Raw genomic sequence first — 17,922 nt, forward strand, 5'->3', positions numbered from 1 at the left:
CTTATTCCTCCTCCCTGCTACAATTTTCCCAAGGCCATGGTGTACTTACCCAAGCTTTTGGATTTTCTACATATGCAGATCCAAAGTTTGTTAATGGACCAAAGTTCTTTTCATATGCGCTAATTAGTTCAGTTAACTTACAAGATACCTTGTTGTAATCTTCTTTAGCGTTTTTATCTTCAGGAAAATTGTCGAGGAATAGGTTTAGTTCTACAGCACAAAACTGATAAACTCTTATACTATTTAGCATATCTCGTTGGTTCATAATATTATATCACCTCTCGTATTTGATTTTCTTGTATTCAAATTCATATTCATTTTCATGTTCATGATGATCATTGTCACAATCATAGGCTTTATGATCATGTTGTTTTTTATATGGTCTGTAAAGGTCTTTAAATATTGTTCCTTTTACAAAACCTTCTTTGCAAGAATACAAATTTTCATATTTTTGAGGTAATATATATGCGCGTGCATATTCATATTTTTTTGAATGCTCTTTTGAGTATTCTTTTGATTTACACATACAGTCATCATCGTCACGTCTGTACATAAGGGTTAACACTCCTTCATTTGTTGTTCATTTATATAAGTATCTTATGCGTATTATGAAATAATGTGATAATTTATAAAATATATTTTGAATTTTTGATACTTATTGTCTTAAAATGTTTATGAAGAATCATGGTATAAAAATAAAGGCAATAGTTAGAAAAAACTAATCACTGCCTTGTTCTTCTTTTAGTTAAATATGACCATCTTTAATTGAAACAAAGTAATCGCTATTTAAACCGTATTTTTCGAGTATTTCAAGAATTGTTTTATCATATTTCATTTCATCTATTTTTTCATTTATTGCTTTTGCTAAAGTAATATCATTTTTCCTAACAGCGGCAGCTATTTTGCCAGGGGATTCAGGCGTATAATCTGTTGGAGGCAATACCCTCAAATATAAATTACTTCGAAAGATTATATATGAAGCAAAAATAGAATCAGTTATTGCGGCATCTATTTTTTTAGTACTTACTGCTGATAATAGATCATTTTGATTTTTAAATGAAACTACATCTTTAACAACACCCTCTACTTTCCATTTATTGGCTAGAACTAGAAAAGCTGTTCCTACTTGTGCACCTATTACAGAATTTTTAAAATCTTCCTTAAAGACAATTTTAGATACTTTAGGGGTAATTATTGCTTCAGATTCTTTATATAATATATTTGTAAACAATGCTTCTTTTTTTCGTTCATCTGTAACATACATTCCATCAGCTACTATATCTATGCTATCATCAGTATTTAATTGCTTTAATAAATCGTTAAATGGAATTTGCTTCATTTCTACCTTGTTTATTCCAAGCCTTTTAGCAGCTTCTCTTATAATTTCTGCATCAATTCCAGTGAATTCTTTAGTTTTGGGATCTATATAAGCAAAGGGAATATCATTTGAAGATGCAACAACCAGTACCCCTTTTTCTTTTATTGATTCTAATCTATCTTTTGATACTTTATTATTCGGTATATTAGCGCCACAAAATATTAATTGAATAATAATCATTAATAACATAACAAGAACAAGCAATTTTTTATGAATTTTCATATACTAAATTTCTCCTTTTTATTATTATCTTAACTTAATATAAATTTATTCATTAAAGAGACTTATAATATATATGCTGCAATTTAAAATGTATAATTCATGATTAAGACTAAGAGTCTTTAAATATTTTTGGAATATATATTAAATCAAAAGATTTGTTGTAATTAAGGTTATGTTAAGAAAAAGAAGGTATAATAAAGGGTGGTAAAAATCTCAATAAATAGTTATGATATAGATAAATAAATCATAACTCTAGGAAATTATTTATCTTATAATGTATTATTTTGTTGAAAAAGAGGAATTTAAATCTGATTAGCGAATAATAAATAATAATAGATTTGACTTATAGTCAAACAATAAATATATGGGGTGAAAGTCCGAATGAAATGTCTAGTAGAAATAAGCAATGATTTCTCATCTTGGGATGATTTTATATCGACTATAAATGAAAATCCAACAGCGAGACAAATTACATTAGAGTCATGGAAAAGATGCGAGAAGTTAGGAATGAATCCTAAGGAAGTGAAATTTGAGTTTTTATCAAGCAGGGATCTTGAAAAAAAGAAAAAGGAAAACTCTAAACTAACAGAAATATCAAACTTGTATATGGATTCACTATCTATGAGTTTAGCAAATATTCCACACATAATTGCTTTATCAGATAATGATGGATGGATCATTGAGTTTAGAGAAAAGACTGAAGAACTGGGTGGAATAATAGAAGGTTTTTCTCTTGGGGTAAATTGGTCAGAAGAAAATATTGGGAATAATGGGATAGGCACTGCATTGGCAATGGGGCAGCCAATTTTGGTTTATGGGGCAGAACACTATGGTATGCCTGATTGTAAGTGTGGATGTATAGGCGTGCCAATTATAAATAATGAAAATGTCATAGGGGCAATTGGAATAAGTGTTCCAGTTGAACATATGAATCCGGTAAAATTACACTCTTTTATAGCTTGTATAAATTCAATTGAGACAGCCATGAAATATATTAATGATAAATTTAGTAACACATCAACTGGAATCAATTTAGCTGCAACAAGTGAATTAATTGCAACAGCTGTTCACGATCTTAAAAATCCACTATCTGTAGTTAGAGGATTAGGTCAGCTTGGCATAGCAACTTCAGATAAAGCTAGGATGGACAATTATTTTAATAGAATAATTAATCAAGTTGACGAAATGAATGATATGGTAATGGAACTTTTAAGTATATTTAAACCAGAAGAGCTCACACCACAGAAGGTAACTCCTCTAATAAAAGATGTTTTAAACTCTTTTCAGCCTATTTGCAATCATAAAAATATAAAGTTATCATTGGTAGACGATGTAGATGAATATGCGAACATATCAAAGAAGCTTTTAAAGAGGGCAATAGAGAATCTTATAAACAATGCAATTCAAGCAATGGATATTGGTGGGTCAATTGAAGTTACAACTGAAAAATATAAAAATTCCATACTCATTATAATTAAAGATACAGCTGGGGGAATTCCAGAGGAAATAAATGAGACTTTATTTGAACCTTTTTCTTTTAGAAGAAGTGGAGGAACAGGACTTGGCTTGTTTATGGTCTATCATACAATTACTAATATTCATAAGGGTAAAATATGGTTTGACACAGAGCTAGGTAAGGGAACAACATTTTTTATGAAGCTACCAATAACAAGAAATATTGAAAATATATCAGTTAAGCAGTTCGAGTTGATTTAATTAAATTAAGTTTTCATATAGTGCTATATTGACTTAGATAAAATTAGAATGCTATAAAAAATATTTGAATAAATTTATAAATAAAGTTTAACATTTTCTGAAACTAACGGTATTTTGATGTATCATTAAAATAATAGTAAAACGATATTTTGTGTATCACTAAAATAATAACAAAGTGAAAGGATTAGATTTATGTCAAAAGTATTGAAACTAATAAAGTACTTTTTAGGATTTATTGCCCTTACGGGTTTAATTTATACATTTATTTATTATTCTGTGATAAGTAAATTAACTACATAATTAGAAAGTATCTGTAGCAATGCACATTTCACGATTCACAATTATGGTTAAAATTATTGCAAGATTTTTAGAACTATGATTAAGAATTATTTTTGCAACCTATATGATAATAATATTTTTGGAATTTCATTAAGCTAATGTTAAGGTATTGTAAGTATAATAAAACTTGTAAAAAAGTTTTTTTTTCATTTTCATTTCTTAAATAATATAAGGCTATGTTTGGTTTTAATATAATGTTGAAATATAGCCTTAAAAATTATATATAGGATTGTCTACCTATTAATACTAAATATATGAAAATTGCACACAAAAAAATCGCAAATTCATTTTCTTTAATAATACGACTTTACATTTATTATTTGATTTTTTGATTCATGATTTATGAATATTGCCTTTTAGTGCACATCCATATAGTTTTGTTTCTTCATTAAGTACGAAGGATGGTATAAATTTGTTGGTGGATAATATTCATCATGGGTGTAAACAAATCCAAGTTTTTTTAGCAATTGAGCAGAGGCTGAATTTTTAGGATTGTGTCCAGTAAAAAGTGCATTAGCATTAAGATTTCTAAAAGCATATTCCATTACTGCCAAACATGCTTCTTTAGCAATCCCTTTTCCCCAATACTTCTCTTTTAAATGAATTCCCATTTCTAATATATTGTTCTCATAATCATATGGCCGTAAACCGCAGCATCCTAAATTTTCATTAGTTTCTATTAAATAAATTGGCCAATATTGAATATTGTAATTGTTATAATTTTCTATTTCCTTTCTTAGCCTTTCTTGTACTTGTTTTTTTGACATCGTGCCTTCTGCTGTGATAAAATTTGCTACTTCTGGATTTTCCCATAATTCTAAAGCATCACATATATCATCTTCACTCCATCTTGAAAATCCAATTCTTATTGATTTTAAAAAAAATTCTTTCATTCATAACTTCCTTAGAAACTGGAACAACAGCATAATCCTTATTTCGGGGATTTATATGCATAAGTTCAGGTTTTAGTTGGATTATTTCTATAATTATTTTTCAAAAAGGTATTTACAAATAAAGTTAATGGAGTTAATATTAATACATAGAATCAAATTGATATTATCTAAATGATAAATAGTAAAAAGTTTTCTAATATATAGAGGTGGGGAAGTTGAATCAAGAACTATTAGATAAAAATGAAAGAGAATTTCTAAGTGAATATGATGTAAATATTTATGATAGGCCAAGTGTTACAAATGATATTATTATATTTACAACTGGTGATAGGATAGAAGAGAATTCAAGGAAAGTGCCAAAGAAGGGAATGCAAATTCTCTTAATTAAAAGAGATGATTATCCTTACAAAGGAAAATGGGCAATTCCAGGAGGCTTTGTTAAAAATGATGAAAGTTTAGAAGAAGGAGCTCTAAGGAAATTAAAGGAAGAAACAGGAATTGATAATGTATATACTGAACAATTATACACTTTTGGAGAAATTAATAGAGATCCAAGGACAAGAGTAATAAGTATAGGAAATATAGCATTAATATCGAAAGAGGATATTAGGTTCGGTGATTATAAAGATAGGAAAGAATCAAGGTGGTTTTGGGTAGAAAAGAATTTAGTTGATTCTAAAAAAGATGAGACGCATACCATAAATAAATATATTCTAAAATTTGAAAGTGAAGATGAGGAAATAAAATTTAATTATGAAATAATAGAAAAAATAGAAAGAACTATTTTTAGGAAAAAGGAAAATAGTTATAAGACTTTAAATGAAAGTAATGATGAATTAGCTTTTGATCATTATAAAATAATAGATTATGCAGTAGACAGAATTAGAAATAAAATAGAATATACGCCAATTGCACTAAATCTTTTGCCTAGATTATTTACAGTTAAAGAACTTCAAAATGTATATGAAGCAATAATGGGAAGAGAAATCTTGAATTTTAGAAGAAAAATGGAAGATATGATTGTAGAAACTGATGAAAAAATAGAAGGTAAGCCTTTTAGACCGGCTAAAGTGTTTAAGTTTAATGAAAACTGGGAGCACAATTTTTAAACCAAATGTAAGTTATTAATAAAATTTAATGATAGAGAATTGAGATTTAATATGAGAGGGGATAATTAAATGATTTTTTTAAATGACAAAGAAATAGAGGTCAAAAAATTTCCTAATGGAGAAAGTTTAATAAACAGCCAAGAGTTAAATATTAAAGAATGGGTAAATACCATTAAACTCAAATTTGAAAGTGATAATGATATAACTCATTTGATATTTTTAAAGGATCATTTGGATGAATTAAATATTAAATGTAATCTTATAATTCCTTATATGCCTTATAGCAGAATGGATAGAACAGAAGGGTTTACTGTATTTACCCTAAAGCATTTATGCAGACTTATTAATAATTTAAATTTTGAAGAAGTATCAATTTATGAACCACATTCAGATGTATGTGTGGCATTGCTCGATAGAGTTAAAGTTATAAACATGTCTGCAATATTAGCAAAAGATTTATTAGAAAAAGTAGATGATAAAAAAGATTCAGTTTACTTAGTCTATCCAGATGCAGGTGCAGCTAAAAGATATGGTAAACAAATTGAATATGAAAAAATATTAACTGCAAACAAAGAAAGAGATTTTAAAACAGGATCTATAAATAAGCTTGAAATAAACGGAACTGTAGAAAGTAAAAATTTTAAAGCTATTATTGTAGATGATTTATGCTCTAAGGGTGGAACCTTTATTTTAACAGCTAAAAAGCTTAAAGAAATGGGTGCAACTGAGATTTATTTGGTGGTAACACATTGTGAGGATACAATTTTTGATGGAGAAATTTTGAAGACTGATTTAATTACTAAGGTATTTACTACTAACAGCATTTTATCTAAAGAACATGAGAAGATTGAAATATCCTCTATTGTATAACTTAGACTTATGCAATAATCCACCGAAAGGACAGGTACTCTGTTGTTTCGGTTACTGAGAATAAGTTGAGGCTTTCTAACATCATAAGTTGCACCATTTCAGCATGCTCCCGAGACAAGCTCGTGACAAGCAGAAATTGAACAACTTATGATGAAGAAATGCCTGCAACATATTCTCTAATGTAACACTGTACAAAAGAGTACCTGTCCTTTCTGATATAGCAGATTTTTCAAGCTATAAGTATAATTCTCAAATTGAATATCTATAAAGTTAAAAATGAAAGAATATAAGAATTTAAGAATTTAAGAACAAAGGAATATAAGAATTTAAATTCTTAACAATGAAAAAACTTAAAAAGTTAAAAGTGAAAATATTTTTAAAGAAAAAAATATAAAAAGTTAACAATTTGTAGTGTTTTCAATGTTTTGAGCGAGTATAGATAAACAACTATAGACCAGACTTATATGTAGAATAATTATCTTTTATTGTTAAACGTTCGTGTGTACCTATGCCAGAAATGCATACATTTTTGTGAAACAGGCATTTGAAATTGAGCTATTGAAAGTTATTAGTGAGAGGTTGTTCCGTTTACTGCTTGTCATCAACTTGCTTGAGGAGCATGCAGAAATGGGCACAACCTTTTACTTAGAACTTTCTAGCGGAGATTTCTTAAGTCCTGTGGAATAAAAATGTATGTGATTTCGGTATATCACCACACAAGTCTAAGTTGAAAGTTGGATATCTAAAATTAAATTATAGAGATTGGGGAGAAGATTATGAATAAATTATTAGTGGTTATAGATTATCAAAAAGATTTTGTTGATGGAGCTTTAGGATTTAAGAAAGCGGAAACATTAGAACAAGGTATTTATGATAAAGCAAAAAAATATTTGAAAAATGGCGATAAGGTTTTATTCACTTATGATACTCATTTTGAAAATTATCTAGAAACAAGAGAAGGAAAGAATTTACCTGTACCTCATTGTTATATAAATACTGAAGGTCATGAGCTTTATGGAAAGTTAAAAGAATTTGTGGGCGTAGAGAATACTTTTCATTATAATAAAAACTCTTTTGGAATAGCGCCAGCGGATATGTTAAAGATATCAAAGGATGTTGGCGAGGATATAGATGAAATAGAGTTAGTTGGAGTTGTAACGAACATTTGTGTAATAAGCAATGTAGTCACATTTCAATCTCAGTATACAAATGCAAACTTAAGTGTAGATGGAACATTGTGTGCAAGTTTTGATGATAGTCTTCATGACAAAGCATTAGATGTAATTGAATCACTAGGAGTTAAAGTTACAAGATAGGAGAGATATAAATGATAGATCCATTATTATTAACTGATTTTTATAAAACAATACATCATATGTGCTATGCAGAAGGACTTACAAAGCTTGTAAGCTATTGGACTCCAAGAATGTCTAGAAAAGAAAACATGAACAAAGTGGTTATGTTTGGGCTTCAATCTTTTATAAAAAAATATTTAATAGAATATTTTAATGAAAATTTCTTCGCCATTCCTAAGGATGAAATTATTAGTGAATATAAGAGAGTGATATCTAGAACAATGGGAAGCATCGCAGCAGATACAGCTCACATAGAAAAATTGCATGATTTAGGTTATTTGCCTATACAAATAAAAGCAGTCCAAGAAGGAACAAGAGTAAATATAAAAACACCTATGATTGAAATCACTAATACTCACAATGAATTTGCTTGGCTTGTGAATTATTTGGAGACTTTCATGAGCTGTAATATATGGCAGCCTATGACAAGTGCAACAATAGCATATAGATATAGAGAAATTGCTTTAAAGTATTTTGATCTAACTGTTGAAAATGGTGATGTAAAAAAAGCTTGCGGTGACTTTAGCATGAGAGGATTTAGCTCAATTGAAAGTGCACAGGTTAGCAGTGCAGGGCATTTACTTTCATTTGACTTAACTGCAACAATATCATCAATACTTTATCTAGAAAATTATTATAACTGTAATATTGAAAATGAAATAGTTGGACTTGGAACCCCATCAACTGAGCATAGTGTAATGTGCACTTATGGAACTGATGAACTTAAAGCTTATAAGAGATTAATTAATGAAGTATTTCCAAGCGGTGTTATAAGTATAGTTTCAGATACCTACGATTATTGGAACCTCATTACTAATATCATTCCAATATTAAAAGAGGATATATTAAATAGAGATGGAAAGGTAGTAATCAGAGGAGATAGTGGAGATCCAGTTAAAATAATCTGTGGTGATAGTGAAGCACCACATAATAGTCCAGCATATAAAGGAACTGTTGAACTTTTGTGGGATATATTTGGTGGGGAAATTAATTCAAAAGGATATAAAGTTTTAGATTCACATATAGGAACAATTTATGGTGATAGCATCACAGTTGAAAGGTGCGAAGAAATCTGCAGATGCCTTGCACAAAAAGGATTTGCAGTAAGCAATTGTACTTTTGGAATTGGTTCTTACACCTATCAATATAATACTCGTGATACTTTTGGATTTGCTCTGAAAGCAACTCATGCAGTAATAAATGGTGAAGAAAAATTCATATTTAAAGATCCTAAAACTGATACAGGAAACTTTAAAAAATCTCAAAAGGGAATGTGCTATGTATACAGGGAGGGAGAGGACATCCTTTATAAGGACGAGCTTACTTTAAAAGAGCAGGAGGAGTATAAAGACAATTTATTAGAAGTTGTTTTTAAGGATGGAAACTTGATTAAAGATTATTCATTAAAAGAAATTAGAGAGAAGTTACATGGAGAGTTTTAGATTTACTGTATTTTTAAGAAGGGAATGAGAATTTTGTACACTATTGAAGAAATTCTTGAAATGAAATACCCCTATGAATTATTTATAGGTGATAAAGAAATAGCTAAAAAGGAACACAGTGATCTTCTTAAAATATTTCATCCAGATTTGCATAGGGATTCAGAGAAATACAAAGAAGTCACAAGTAAAATAAATGAATTATATTCTGAAACTGTTAAATTATTAGAGAATGGAAACTGGATGGAAGAGGGGTTAATTAAAATAACAAGCTTTGATGGCGAGAAATATTCAATGAGATATAATGTAGAATATTCATTTGAATTAGGAAAATATTTTATTGGAAATAGATCAATTTTATATTTAATTGATAAAAAGCATGAGGATTTTGTAGAAAATGCATTGGATAGAATCAAGAACTTAAAATACGAAAATAACAACATGAAATCTGAATTTGAAAAGTATTTTCCCAAAGTGTTAAAGAAATTTGAAACCATAGATAAGAAGATAGGACTGCTTATAGAAAAGCCAGAAGATGCTTATTCTCTTAAAGATATATTAAATTATTATAGCAGCAAAGTTCCACCAAGACATGTAATGTGGATTCTAAGCACTTTATATAATATAACTTGTTTTCTATATTATAATAATCTATCACATAATGGAATAAATATTGATAATTATTATATTTCACCTTCGAATCATAGTGGATTTTTGTTAGGTGGCTGGTGGTATACAGTTCCTATAGATGGTAAGATGCTTGGAGTACCTAGCGAAATTTATAGCATCATGTCTCCAGAAATGAAGTCATCTAAAATAGGTACATTTCTATTAGATTTAGAATCCATAAGATTAATTGGAAGAATCTTGCTTGGTGATAAGAATGGAATGAGTTTTATTGAGGATTCTGATATACCTAAGCCACTTATTGATTGGGTCAGAGGAGTCTCAGTAAACAATCCAATGGAAGAGTATAAGCTTTGGGAAAGTGTGATTAAACAAAGTTATTGGGAAAGAAAATTCGTAGAAATGGATATTGATATAAATAAATTATACGCTGGAAAAATTAATAAGTAATATATATATGTTACAAAAATAATCATTCATCATAATTCAAAAAAATATTGCAAGAATTTTAGTCGTAATTATCAATCGTGAAATGTGCAATTTTCATTGTGAATTGAAAATTGTGAACTGTGCATTGTGAATTGTGAACTGAAATATATATGAGTATTTAGGAGGTATTAAAATGGGAACAGGAAGATGGGATTCAAAAGCTTGGGATAGTTATGCAAGTGCAACTATAAAAGGAAAGAAAACAGTAGATGATGTCTTTGCAGCGAGGAAACTTGATCCAAGTTTAAATCCGTATAAAGTAAGTTTTAGGGAAAGCTGTGACAGCAGCGACAATCCAAACTCAACACCAATTATTATTGGATTAGATGTAACTGGTTCAATGGGAATAATTGCAGATAGTATTGCAAGAGAAGGCTTAGAAAAATTAGCTACTGAAATATATAACAGAAAGCCTGTTTCTGACCCACATATCATGTTTATGGGAATTGGTGATGTTAAATATGATTCAGCGCCTTTGCAGGTAACTCAATTTGAAGCCGATATAAGGATTGCAAAAGAGTTAACTAAAATTTATGTGGAACATGGAGGTGGAGGAAATAACTCTGAAAGTTATACTTTGCCTTGGTGGTTTGCTGGAATGCATACAAAATGCGATAATTTTATAAAAAGAGGAAAAAAGGGATATCTATTTACTATAGGAGATGAAGAGTGTCCTAAGACTGTTCTTAAAAATGAAATAAAAAAAGTCTTTGGAGATACAATACAAACTGATAGCATGTCAGCACAAGATTTATTAAGGCTTGTATCTAAGCAATACGAAGTATTCCATATTATTATTGAAGAAGGAAGTCATATGCGTTATCAGCCAGATGAAGTAATAAAGTCATGGAATGATATTTTAGGCCAAAGAGTTTTGAGATTGTCAGATTATACAAAATTGCCTGAACTTATAGTATCAACACTACAAGTATTAACTGGAGAAGACAAGAATAATGTTTCTGATAGTTGGGATGGAAGTACAAGCCTAATAATAAGAAATGCTATTAAAGAATTAGTTCCAGATGCAAAAGATGATGATGGACTTGTAAAGTTTTAATGTTATTGGAGCTGTCGCAGAAAGAATAAAAACTACAATATACTGTATTAAATTTAAAAATTCTAATACAGTATAATTGTGGTCAATTTTCTTAATGGAACAGCTCCATCTTTAATACCGCGAAAGGAGAACTTGGCATGAAATCTGTAAAAGTGGTAATAGGTTCTAATTTTGGTGATGAAGGAAAAGGACTAATGACAGACTACATGTGTTCTATAAATGAAAATCCAGTTGTGATTAGATTCAATTCATCTGCTCAAGCAGGTCATACTGTAGTTACACCAGATAGTAAAAGACATGTATTTGGACATTTTGGAGCAGGAAGCTTACAAGGTATTCCAACTTTTTTAAGCTATTATTTTTCAGTGAATCCTTTGTTATTTCTAAAAGAATATGATGAACTTGTTAAAATAGGAATTATTCCCCATGCAATGATAGATACAAATTGCCCTGTAGTTATACCACAAGACATGATATTAAATCAGATATTAGAAAGACATAGAGGAAATAATAAACATGGAAGCTGCGGACTAGGGTATAATGAGTCGATTGTAAGAAATAGTATGGATAGATATAAAATAACCTGCGGAGATATTTTCAGTGGAATTTATAAAGATAAGCTGGAGCTTATAAAAAAAGAATATATAGATAAAAGGCTTGAGCAGTTAAATTTAAAGTCATCCAATGATAATTTAATGAGTATACTGTTTGATGCAAATATAATAGAACACTTTATTTATGATGTTGATAACAATTTTAAATCAAAAGTAGAACTGTCTAATATGGAAAGTATTTTAGAAAATTATAAAACTCCTATATTTGAAGGAGCACAAGGATTAATGCTATCAGAGGACTATAAATATTTTCCTTATGTGACCCATTCTAAAACAGGTGTAAGTAATGTGATAGATTTGTTAGAGAAAGCAAAGCCTTGTGAACTGAACATAGAAGTAATCTATGTAACAAGGAGCTATTTAACAAGACATGGTGCTGGACCAATACCAAATGAAATGAAAGAGAAGCCATACAAAAATATTACAGACTTAACTAACATTCGAAATGAATTTCAAGGTGTTTTGAGATTTGCGCCACTAGATATAGATTTATTATCAGAGAATATAGAAAATGATTATAATAAAATGCACTTTAATAGCAAAAATAAAAAAATAAATGTAAGTAAATCTATTGCAATAACATGCCTAGACCAGATAGATAATAATAAGGCAGAATATTATAAAGATAATAATCTTTTGTTAAAGCATACTGATGAGTTTATAGAGGATATACTTAGAAAGATCAATCCTGACAATTGTTATTTAAGTTATGGAGTATCAAGAGATAATATTGTAAAATATTAAAATAAGATTTGAATATCATAATTTATTTAAAATAAATAGTGAAGTTGTTATAGATATCTAACTTTAAAACTAGATTTATGTGGTAACTTACCGAAATCATAAATATTTTGATTCCGAAAAGCTATGAAAATATCGCTGAAGGTTCTAAGCAGCAGGTAGTATCCACTTTAGCATGCTCCAACTTTCAGTTTGACAAGCTAAAATGGAACAACCTACAGCTAAGAACCTTTAACAGCTCATTTTCAAATGTTTTCTTCACAAATATATTTATGATTTCTGGTGAAGATATGAGCTTAAAGTTTTAGTGACTTTTTAAATATGTTCATCTAATAAGTCGAATTCTTAAATTGGAGATCTATATAGATAAGCCAATTATAAGTTAGATTTATACTATGAAATATATCCAAACTAGAAACTGGAACAAAAGTATGTTATTCATTTCGGCGAGTTGTATGCATAAGTTCAGGTCTTAGTTGGATATCTATATATTGTAGGAGTTATATGTTAAATGTTAATTGGAAACCAAATAAAATGTTATCTATTCCATTATATCAGCAAATAGTTAATTATATTAAGACGATGATATCAACAGGGGAATGGGATGTAGGTAGTAAACTGCCAACACAAAGAGAGCTGTCAAAAATATTTGAAGTAAATAGAAGTACTGTTGTGGAGGCTTTAGATGAATTAAAAGCAGAAGGTCTAATTGAAGGTAAAAGCGGTGTAGGAACTGTCATAGTTAATAATACATGGTCTCTAATTACATCTATTTCACCATTAAAATGGCAAAATTATATTCAAAGTGGTATACAAAAGCCAAACCTGCCTACAATTCAAAAAATAAATCAATTAGAATTTAAAGATGGAATGATACGGTTAGGAACAGGAGAACTTTCTCGTGATTTATATCCTCATGATATGATGAAAGTGATTTTAAACAAAATTTCAGAAAATGTAAAAGATTTAGGTTATGAAGAACCAAAAGGGTCACTGCATTTAAGAGAAACAATAAGCAAGTATCTGAAAAAGCATAATATAAGTGTTTCCCCATCAAAAATATTAATTGTATCTGGATCATTGCAAGCACTGCAGTTAATTTCTATGGGGATTTTAAAGAGTGGATCTACAATACTTGTTGAAAAGCCTTCATATTTGAGTTCGCTTAATTTATTTCAATCATATGGAATGAATTTAAATAGTGTTTCAATAGATAACTTTGGCATCAAGCCAAATGAAATTATAAAAAATAAGAAAAACGATAATTCAACTTTATTATATACTATACCCACTTTCCAAAATCCTACTGGAATTGTAATGACAGAAGAGAGAAGAAATGAAATTTTAGAAATATGTTCAAAAGAAAGAATTCCTATTATTGAAGATGATGCGTATAGAGAACTATGGTTAGATAAAGAGCCACCGCCACCGTTAAAATCAAAAGATAAAAATGGAAATGTCATGTATTTAGGCACTGCTTCTAAATCTATAGCAGCAGGTCTTAGAGTTGGTTGGCTAGTTGGACCAGAAAATGTAATTGAACATTTAAGTGATCTTAAGATGCAGATGGATTATGGAACAAGTTCTTTGTCTCAGGAAGTCTTAGCTGAATTGATTGATAGTGGCTTATATGATGAATATTTACTACAACTAAGAAATCAGCTGAAAATTCGAAGAGATGCTACACTAAATATTTTAAAGAGGTATTTTGATGGCATAGCAACATGGAGCAAACCACATGGTGGATTTTATATTTGGTTAAAATTAAAGAAATCACTATCATTAAATAAACTATTTGAATTATCTTATGAGAAAGGAATATTGATTAATCCGGGAAATATTTATGATTTTTCTAATAGCCAAAACTTAAGAATTTCATATTCATATGCATCATTGGAAGAGTTAGAAAAGGGGTTAAGGATATTATCAGAATTAGTAAAAAGGAGCTATTTCAATGATATAAGTAAAAGCAGCTATTGATTTTTTCAATGGCTGCTTTTGGTTGGGTAATAAACTAATATCTTGGTTGGGGACTTTTTATATTTTATTAGTTAAAATAATAAAAGAACTAATAAAGGGGGTAAATTATGATTAAATACTTATTACAAGGATTTCTATTTGGACTTGCTTATGTAGCACCAATAGGAACACAAAACTTATATGTAATAAACACTGCTATGCAAAAAAGTAAGGCTGAAACATATAAAGTTGCACTTATAACTATCTTATTTGATATTTCACTAGCGATTTCGTGCTTTTTTGGAATAGGGGCGCTTATTCAAAAATACTATCTATTAAAATTGGCAATACTTCTATTTGGATTTATGGTTATAATTTACATAGGAGTTGGATTAATAAGATCATCTTCACAAATATTAGAAGATAAAAAGCTTGGTAATAATTCATTAATTAAAATTATTATTTCTTGTTTTGCCGTTACGTGGCTTAATCCTCAGGCAATAATTGATGGATCCTTATTATTAGGTGGATTCAATGCTTCACTTCCAGCAGAAATGTCAAAGTACTTTATATTGGGGGTCTGCATGGCATCAGTCATATGGTTTAGTGGACTTGCAGGATTCGTAGGGAAGTTTAGCAGTAAATTTAATAAAATAATTAAATGGATCAACATAATTTGTGGACTAATACTTATATTCTATGGCTTAAAATTAGGATACTCATTTATTGAAGCAATATATTTATAGCTTTTTTGTGTCTATAGATAAACCAACTATAATCTATACTTATGCGCATACCTCACCGAAATGAATAATATACTTTTGTTCCAGTTTCTCGGTAATTCCGATGAGTGATTCTAAGGCTATAAAGTTGCACCCAAAGTGCTAGCCTCAAAGAACAAGCGCTCACAGAGAAAGTTCGAAGAACGAAATATGAAATTTCGATTCTCACTTTTTGAACTAGCACATTTGGAACAACTTATAGCCAAGAATCACATCCATCAAAATTACCAATGAAACATTCCACAAAAGTATATCACTCATTTCTAGTTTTGATATATTTCATAGTGTAAATCTAGCTTATAGTTGGGGGATAGGGTTCCACAATGATATTCAAACTTATAAAATTTCAATATCGCTGGTATTCAGGAAATTGAAACAGTAGATATGTATTGTTATCAATATGGAACCCTATATCTATAAATAACTTAAAATTTTGATTTATACTTTGCAATAAATACCATACTAGAAAGCAGAAACATTTTTGTGCAGCAGGCATTGAAAATGAGCTGTTAAAAGCTATTAATTGTAGGTTGTTCAACTAATGCTTGTCACAATGAAATTGGGAGCAAGCATTAGTTGTACAACCTGCAATTTAGTGCTTTCAGCGAAATTTTCATAGTCCTGTGAAACAACAATGTTTCTCCTTTCGGTGGGTTATTGCATAAGCCTAAGTTATATATTGTTTATCTATATACAAAAATGTATTTGTTGGATACAATAAAGGTGAAATTACTTACTTAATGAGGAGATTCATGATATGAAATATTATTTTGCACCATTAGAAGGTGTTACTGGATATGTATATAGGAATGCATATGAAACTTTTTTTGGACAAATTGATAAGTACTTTATGCCATTTATATCACCAACTAAGAATAAAGGTTTTACTTCTAGAGAGCTAAACGATGTGTTGCCTGAGCATAATGAAGGAATCAATGTTATTCCTCAGATACTCACTAATAATTCTGAGTATTTCATTGATACTGTAAATCAGTTGAGTAAATTTGGATATGATGAAGTTAATTTAAATTTAGGATGTCCATCTGGCACTGTTGTTGCAAAGTATAAGGGATCAGGATTTCTTGCACAAAGAAAGCAGCTTGATGAATTTTTAGAAGATATCTTTTCAAATGCATCAACCAAAATTTCAATAAAGACAAGAATAGGAAAGGATTCGCCAGATGAATTTTATGAGTTAATTGAAATCTTTAATAAATATCCTTTAGAGGAGCTTATAATTCATCCGAGAATTCAGACAGACTTTTATAAAAATAAGCCGAACATGGAAATGTTTAAGGATGCATTAGCATTAAGTAAAAATCCCGTTTGTTATAATGGTGATATTTTTAATATAGAAGATTATAAGAAATTGTCAGAAGCTTATCCGAAGCTTGAAACAGTAATGCTTGGTAGAGGACTTATTGCAAATCCGGGCTTGATTGAAGAAATTAAGACCAATCGTGTTATGGATAAAGAGTTAATGAAGTCATTTCATGATAAAGTCTGCACAGGATATGAAGAAGTTCTTTCAGGTGATAGAAATGTCTTATTTAAAATGAAGGAATTGTGGTTTTATATGATACATATGTTTTCTAATAGTGATAAATATGCTAAGAAGATAAGAAAGACTAATAGTTTGCAGGAATATAAGGGAATCATATCGAGCATGTTTCAGGAACTTGACATAAAGAAAACGGATATACATGGATTTTAATGGTTAAATTATCTCATATATTAAGATAGTTTTTAATGCCTAAATTTTTATATAAATGAAGTTTATGCTTAACTAATGTTTATTATAGAAAATAAAATGTAAAATGGTTACAAATAGCGTATTGCTATCAAGGTGCATTAGGGGAAATAATATATATTGGAAAAATAACTTTTCATTATAATTCTAAAAGTATTGCAAGAATTTTAGCATTAATTGCGCATTGTAAATTATGAATTGCTAATCGTGAATTGCGAATTGAACATTGAAAATTGAAAATTGTGAAATGTGAATTGAAAATATATATTTATAAAATTTGGAATATAATCACTGATATTTTTATAATTTATTGTATTAGGGGGTGATTATATGGGTGTTAAAGAAATAATTGAGAAATACAGGGGTAAAAATTCAGATATGCAAAATATTATCGCAAACCTTGTTCTCGCAGTGGCAGATTTAAATGCTAAAAACAAAATCTTAATGGATATACTAAAGAAGAATGAAATAGAGATTCATATAACTAATAAGAAATATCAAAAATATTTAAGCGATTCGCTGGAAAGTATATTATCGAAGATTTACAAAGACTAGCCAAAGAAGATTTTATAAATGGAGGAT

Annotated in this window: 16 protein-coding genes; 12 read left to right on the forward strand and 4 right to left on the reverse strand. The window is 29.2% G+C overall.

The genetic code is table 11. The annotated features are described in order from the left end of the window. Position 1: 1 nt before the first annotated feature. From F3K33_RS10330 to F3K33_RS10340, 3 genes are all read right to left on the reverse strand, one after another. Entirely contained in the window at positions 2 to 265 is a 264-nt protein-coding gene (locus F3K33_RS10330) for a spore coat protein CotJB (RefSeq protein WP_039771905.1), read from the reverse strand. A 9-nt stretch (positions 266 to 274) separates the two neighbouring features. Further along, positions 275 to 553 carry a spore coat associated protein CotJA gene (locus F3K33_RS10335; protein WP_039771906.1) on the reverse strand — a complete coding sequence of 93 codons (279 nt, stop codon included), beginning with the start codon at positions 551 to 553 and terminating at the stop codon, positions 275 to 277. A 192-nt stretch (positions 554 to 745) separates the two neighbouring features. After that, positions 746 to 1,600: an ABC transporter substrate-binding protein gene (locus F3K33_RS10340; RefSeq protein ID WP_039771907.1), complete on the reverse strand. Its 855-nt coding sequence runs from the start codon at positions 1,598 to 1,600 to the stop codon at positions 746 to 748. Between the two features lie 381 nt (positions 1,601 to 1,981). On the opposite strand from F3K33_RS10340, the gene F3K33_RS10345 reads away from it, so the two are divergent. After that, the gene (locus F3K33_RS10345) at positions 1,982 to 3,316 is read left to right on the forward strand and encodes an ATP-binding protein (protein WP_039771908.1); all 1,335 of its coding nucleotides are present in this window, start codon (positions 1,982 to 1,984) and stop codon (positions 3,314 to 3,316) included. Positions 3,317 to 4,011: 695 nt separating this feature from the next. Here the strand turns inward: F3K33_RS10345 and F3K33_RS10350 are convergent. After that, complete coding sequence (locus F3K33_RS10350) at positions 4,012 to 4,548, reverse strand: GNAT family N-acetyltransferase (protein ID WP_039771909.1); 537 nt, start codon at positions 4,546 to 4,548, stop codon at positions 4,012 to 4,014. A 215-nt stretch (positions 4,549 to 4,763) separates the two neighbouring features. Between F3K33_RS10350 and F3K33_RS10355 the strand changes: the two genes are divergently transcribed. The 11 genes from F3K33_RS10355 (at position 4,764) to F3K33_RS10405 (ending at position 17,895) form a co-directional block, all read left to right on the forward strand. Next, a complete protein-coding gene (locus F3K33_RS10355; protein WP_039771912.1) occupies positions 4,764 to 5,657 on the forward strand; it encodes an NUDIX hydrolase in 894 nt (297 codons plus the stop codon). A 69-nt stretch (positions 5,658 to 5,726) separates the two neighbouring features. Further along, the gene (locus F3K33_RS10360) at positions 5,727 to 6,527 is read left to right on the forward strand and encodes a ribose-phosphate diphosphokinase (protein WP_039771914.1); all 801 of its coding nucleotides are present in this window, start codon (positions 5,727 to 5,729) and stop codon (positions 6,525 to 6,527) included. A 776-nt stretch (positions 6,528 to 7,303) separates the two neighbouring features. Next, complete coding sequence (locus F3K33_RS10365) at positions 7,304 to 7,843, forward strand: cysteine hydrolase family protein (RefSeq protein WP_023975682.1); 540 nt, start codon at positions 7,304 to 7,306, stop codon at positions 7,841 to 7,843. Positions 7,844 to 7,854: 11 nt separating this feature from the next. Further along, entirely contained in the window at positions 7,855 to 9,324 is a 1,470-nt protein-coding gene (locus tag F3K33_RS10370) for a nicotinate phosphoribosyltransferase (protein ID WP_039771916.1), read from the forward strand. A 24-nt stretch (positions 9,325 to 9,348) separates the two neighbouring features. Beyond that, positions 9,349 to 10,398, forward strand: coding sequence for a hypothetical protein (locus F3K33_RS10375; protein WP_243141325.1), 1,050 nt, complete (start codon positions 9,349 to 9,351; stop codon positions 10,396 to 10,398). A gap of 172 nt (positions 10,399 to 10,570) precedes the next feature. Then, positions 10,571 to 11,494: a hypothetical protein gene (locus F3K33_RS10380; RefSeq protein ID WP_039771920.1), complete on the forward strand. Its 924-nt coding sequence runs from the start codon at positions 10,571 to 10,573 to the stop codon at positions 11,492 to 11,494. 137 nt (positions 11,495 to 11,631) lie between these two features. Continuing rightward, entirely contained in the window at positions 11,632 to 12,852 is a 1,221-nt protein-coding gene (locus tag F3K33_RS10385; protein ID WP_039771921.1) for an adenylosuccinate synthetase, read from the forward strand. Between the two features lie 501 nt (positions 12,853 to 13,353). Beyond that, positions 13,354 to 14,829, forward strand: a complete 1,476-nt coding sequence (gene pdxR / locus F3K33_RS10390) for a MocR-like pyridoxine biosynthesis transcription factor PdxR (protein WP_039771923.1) — start codon at positions 13,354 to 13,356, stop codon at positions 14,827 to 14,829. Positions 14,830 to 14,936: 107 nt separating this feature from the next. Next, positions 14,937 to 15,554 (forward strand): LysE/ArgO family amino acid transporter, encoded by a 618-nt coding sequence (locus tag F3K33_RS10395; RefSeq protein WP_039771925.1) that lies wholly within the window; start codon positions 14,937 to 14,939, stop codon positions 15,552 to 15,554. A gap of 793 nt (positions 15,555 to 16,347) precedes the next feature. Continuing rightward, complete coding sequence (locus F3K33_RS10400) at positions 16,348 to 17,304, forward strand: tRNA dihydrouridine synthase (RefSeq protein WP_023976221.1); 957 nt, start codon at positions 16,348 to 16,350, stop codon at positions 17,302 to 17,304. A 366-nt stretch (positions 17,305 to 17,670) separates the two neighbouring features. After that, positions 17,671 to 17,895: a hypothetical protein gene (locus tag F3K33_RS10405; RefSeq protein WP_023976220.1), complete on the forward strand. Its 225-nt coding sequence runs from the start codon at positions 17,671 to 17,673 to the stop codon at positions 17,893 to 17,895. Positions 17,896 to 17,922: the final 27 nt, after the last annotated feature.

Origin of the sequence: Clostridium beijerinckii (assembly GCF_008705175.1) — a bacterium.
Classification (GTDB): domain Bacteria; phylum Bacillota; class Clostridia; order Clostridiales; family Clostridiaceae; genus Clostridium; species Clostridium beijerinckii.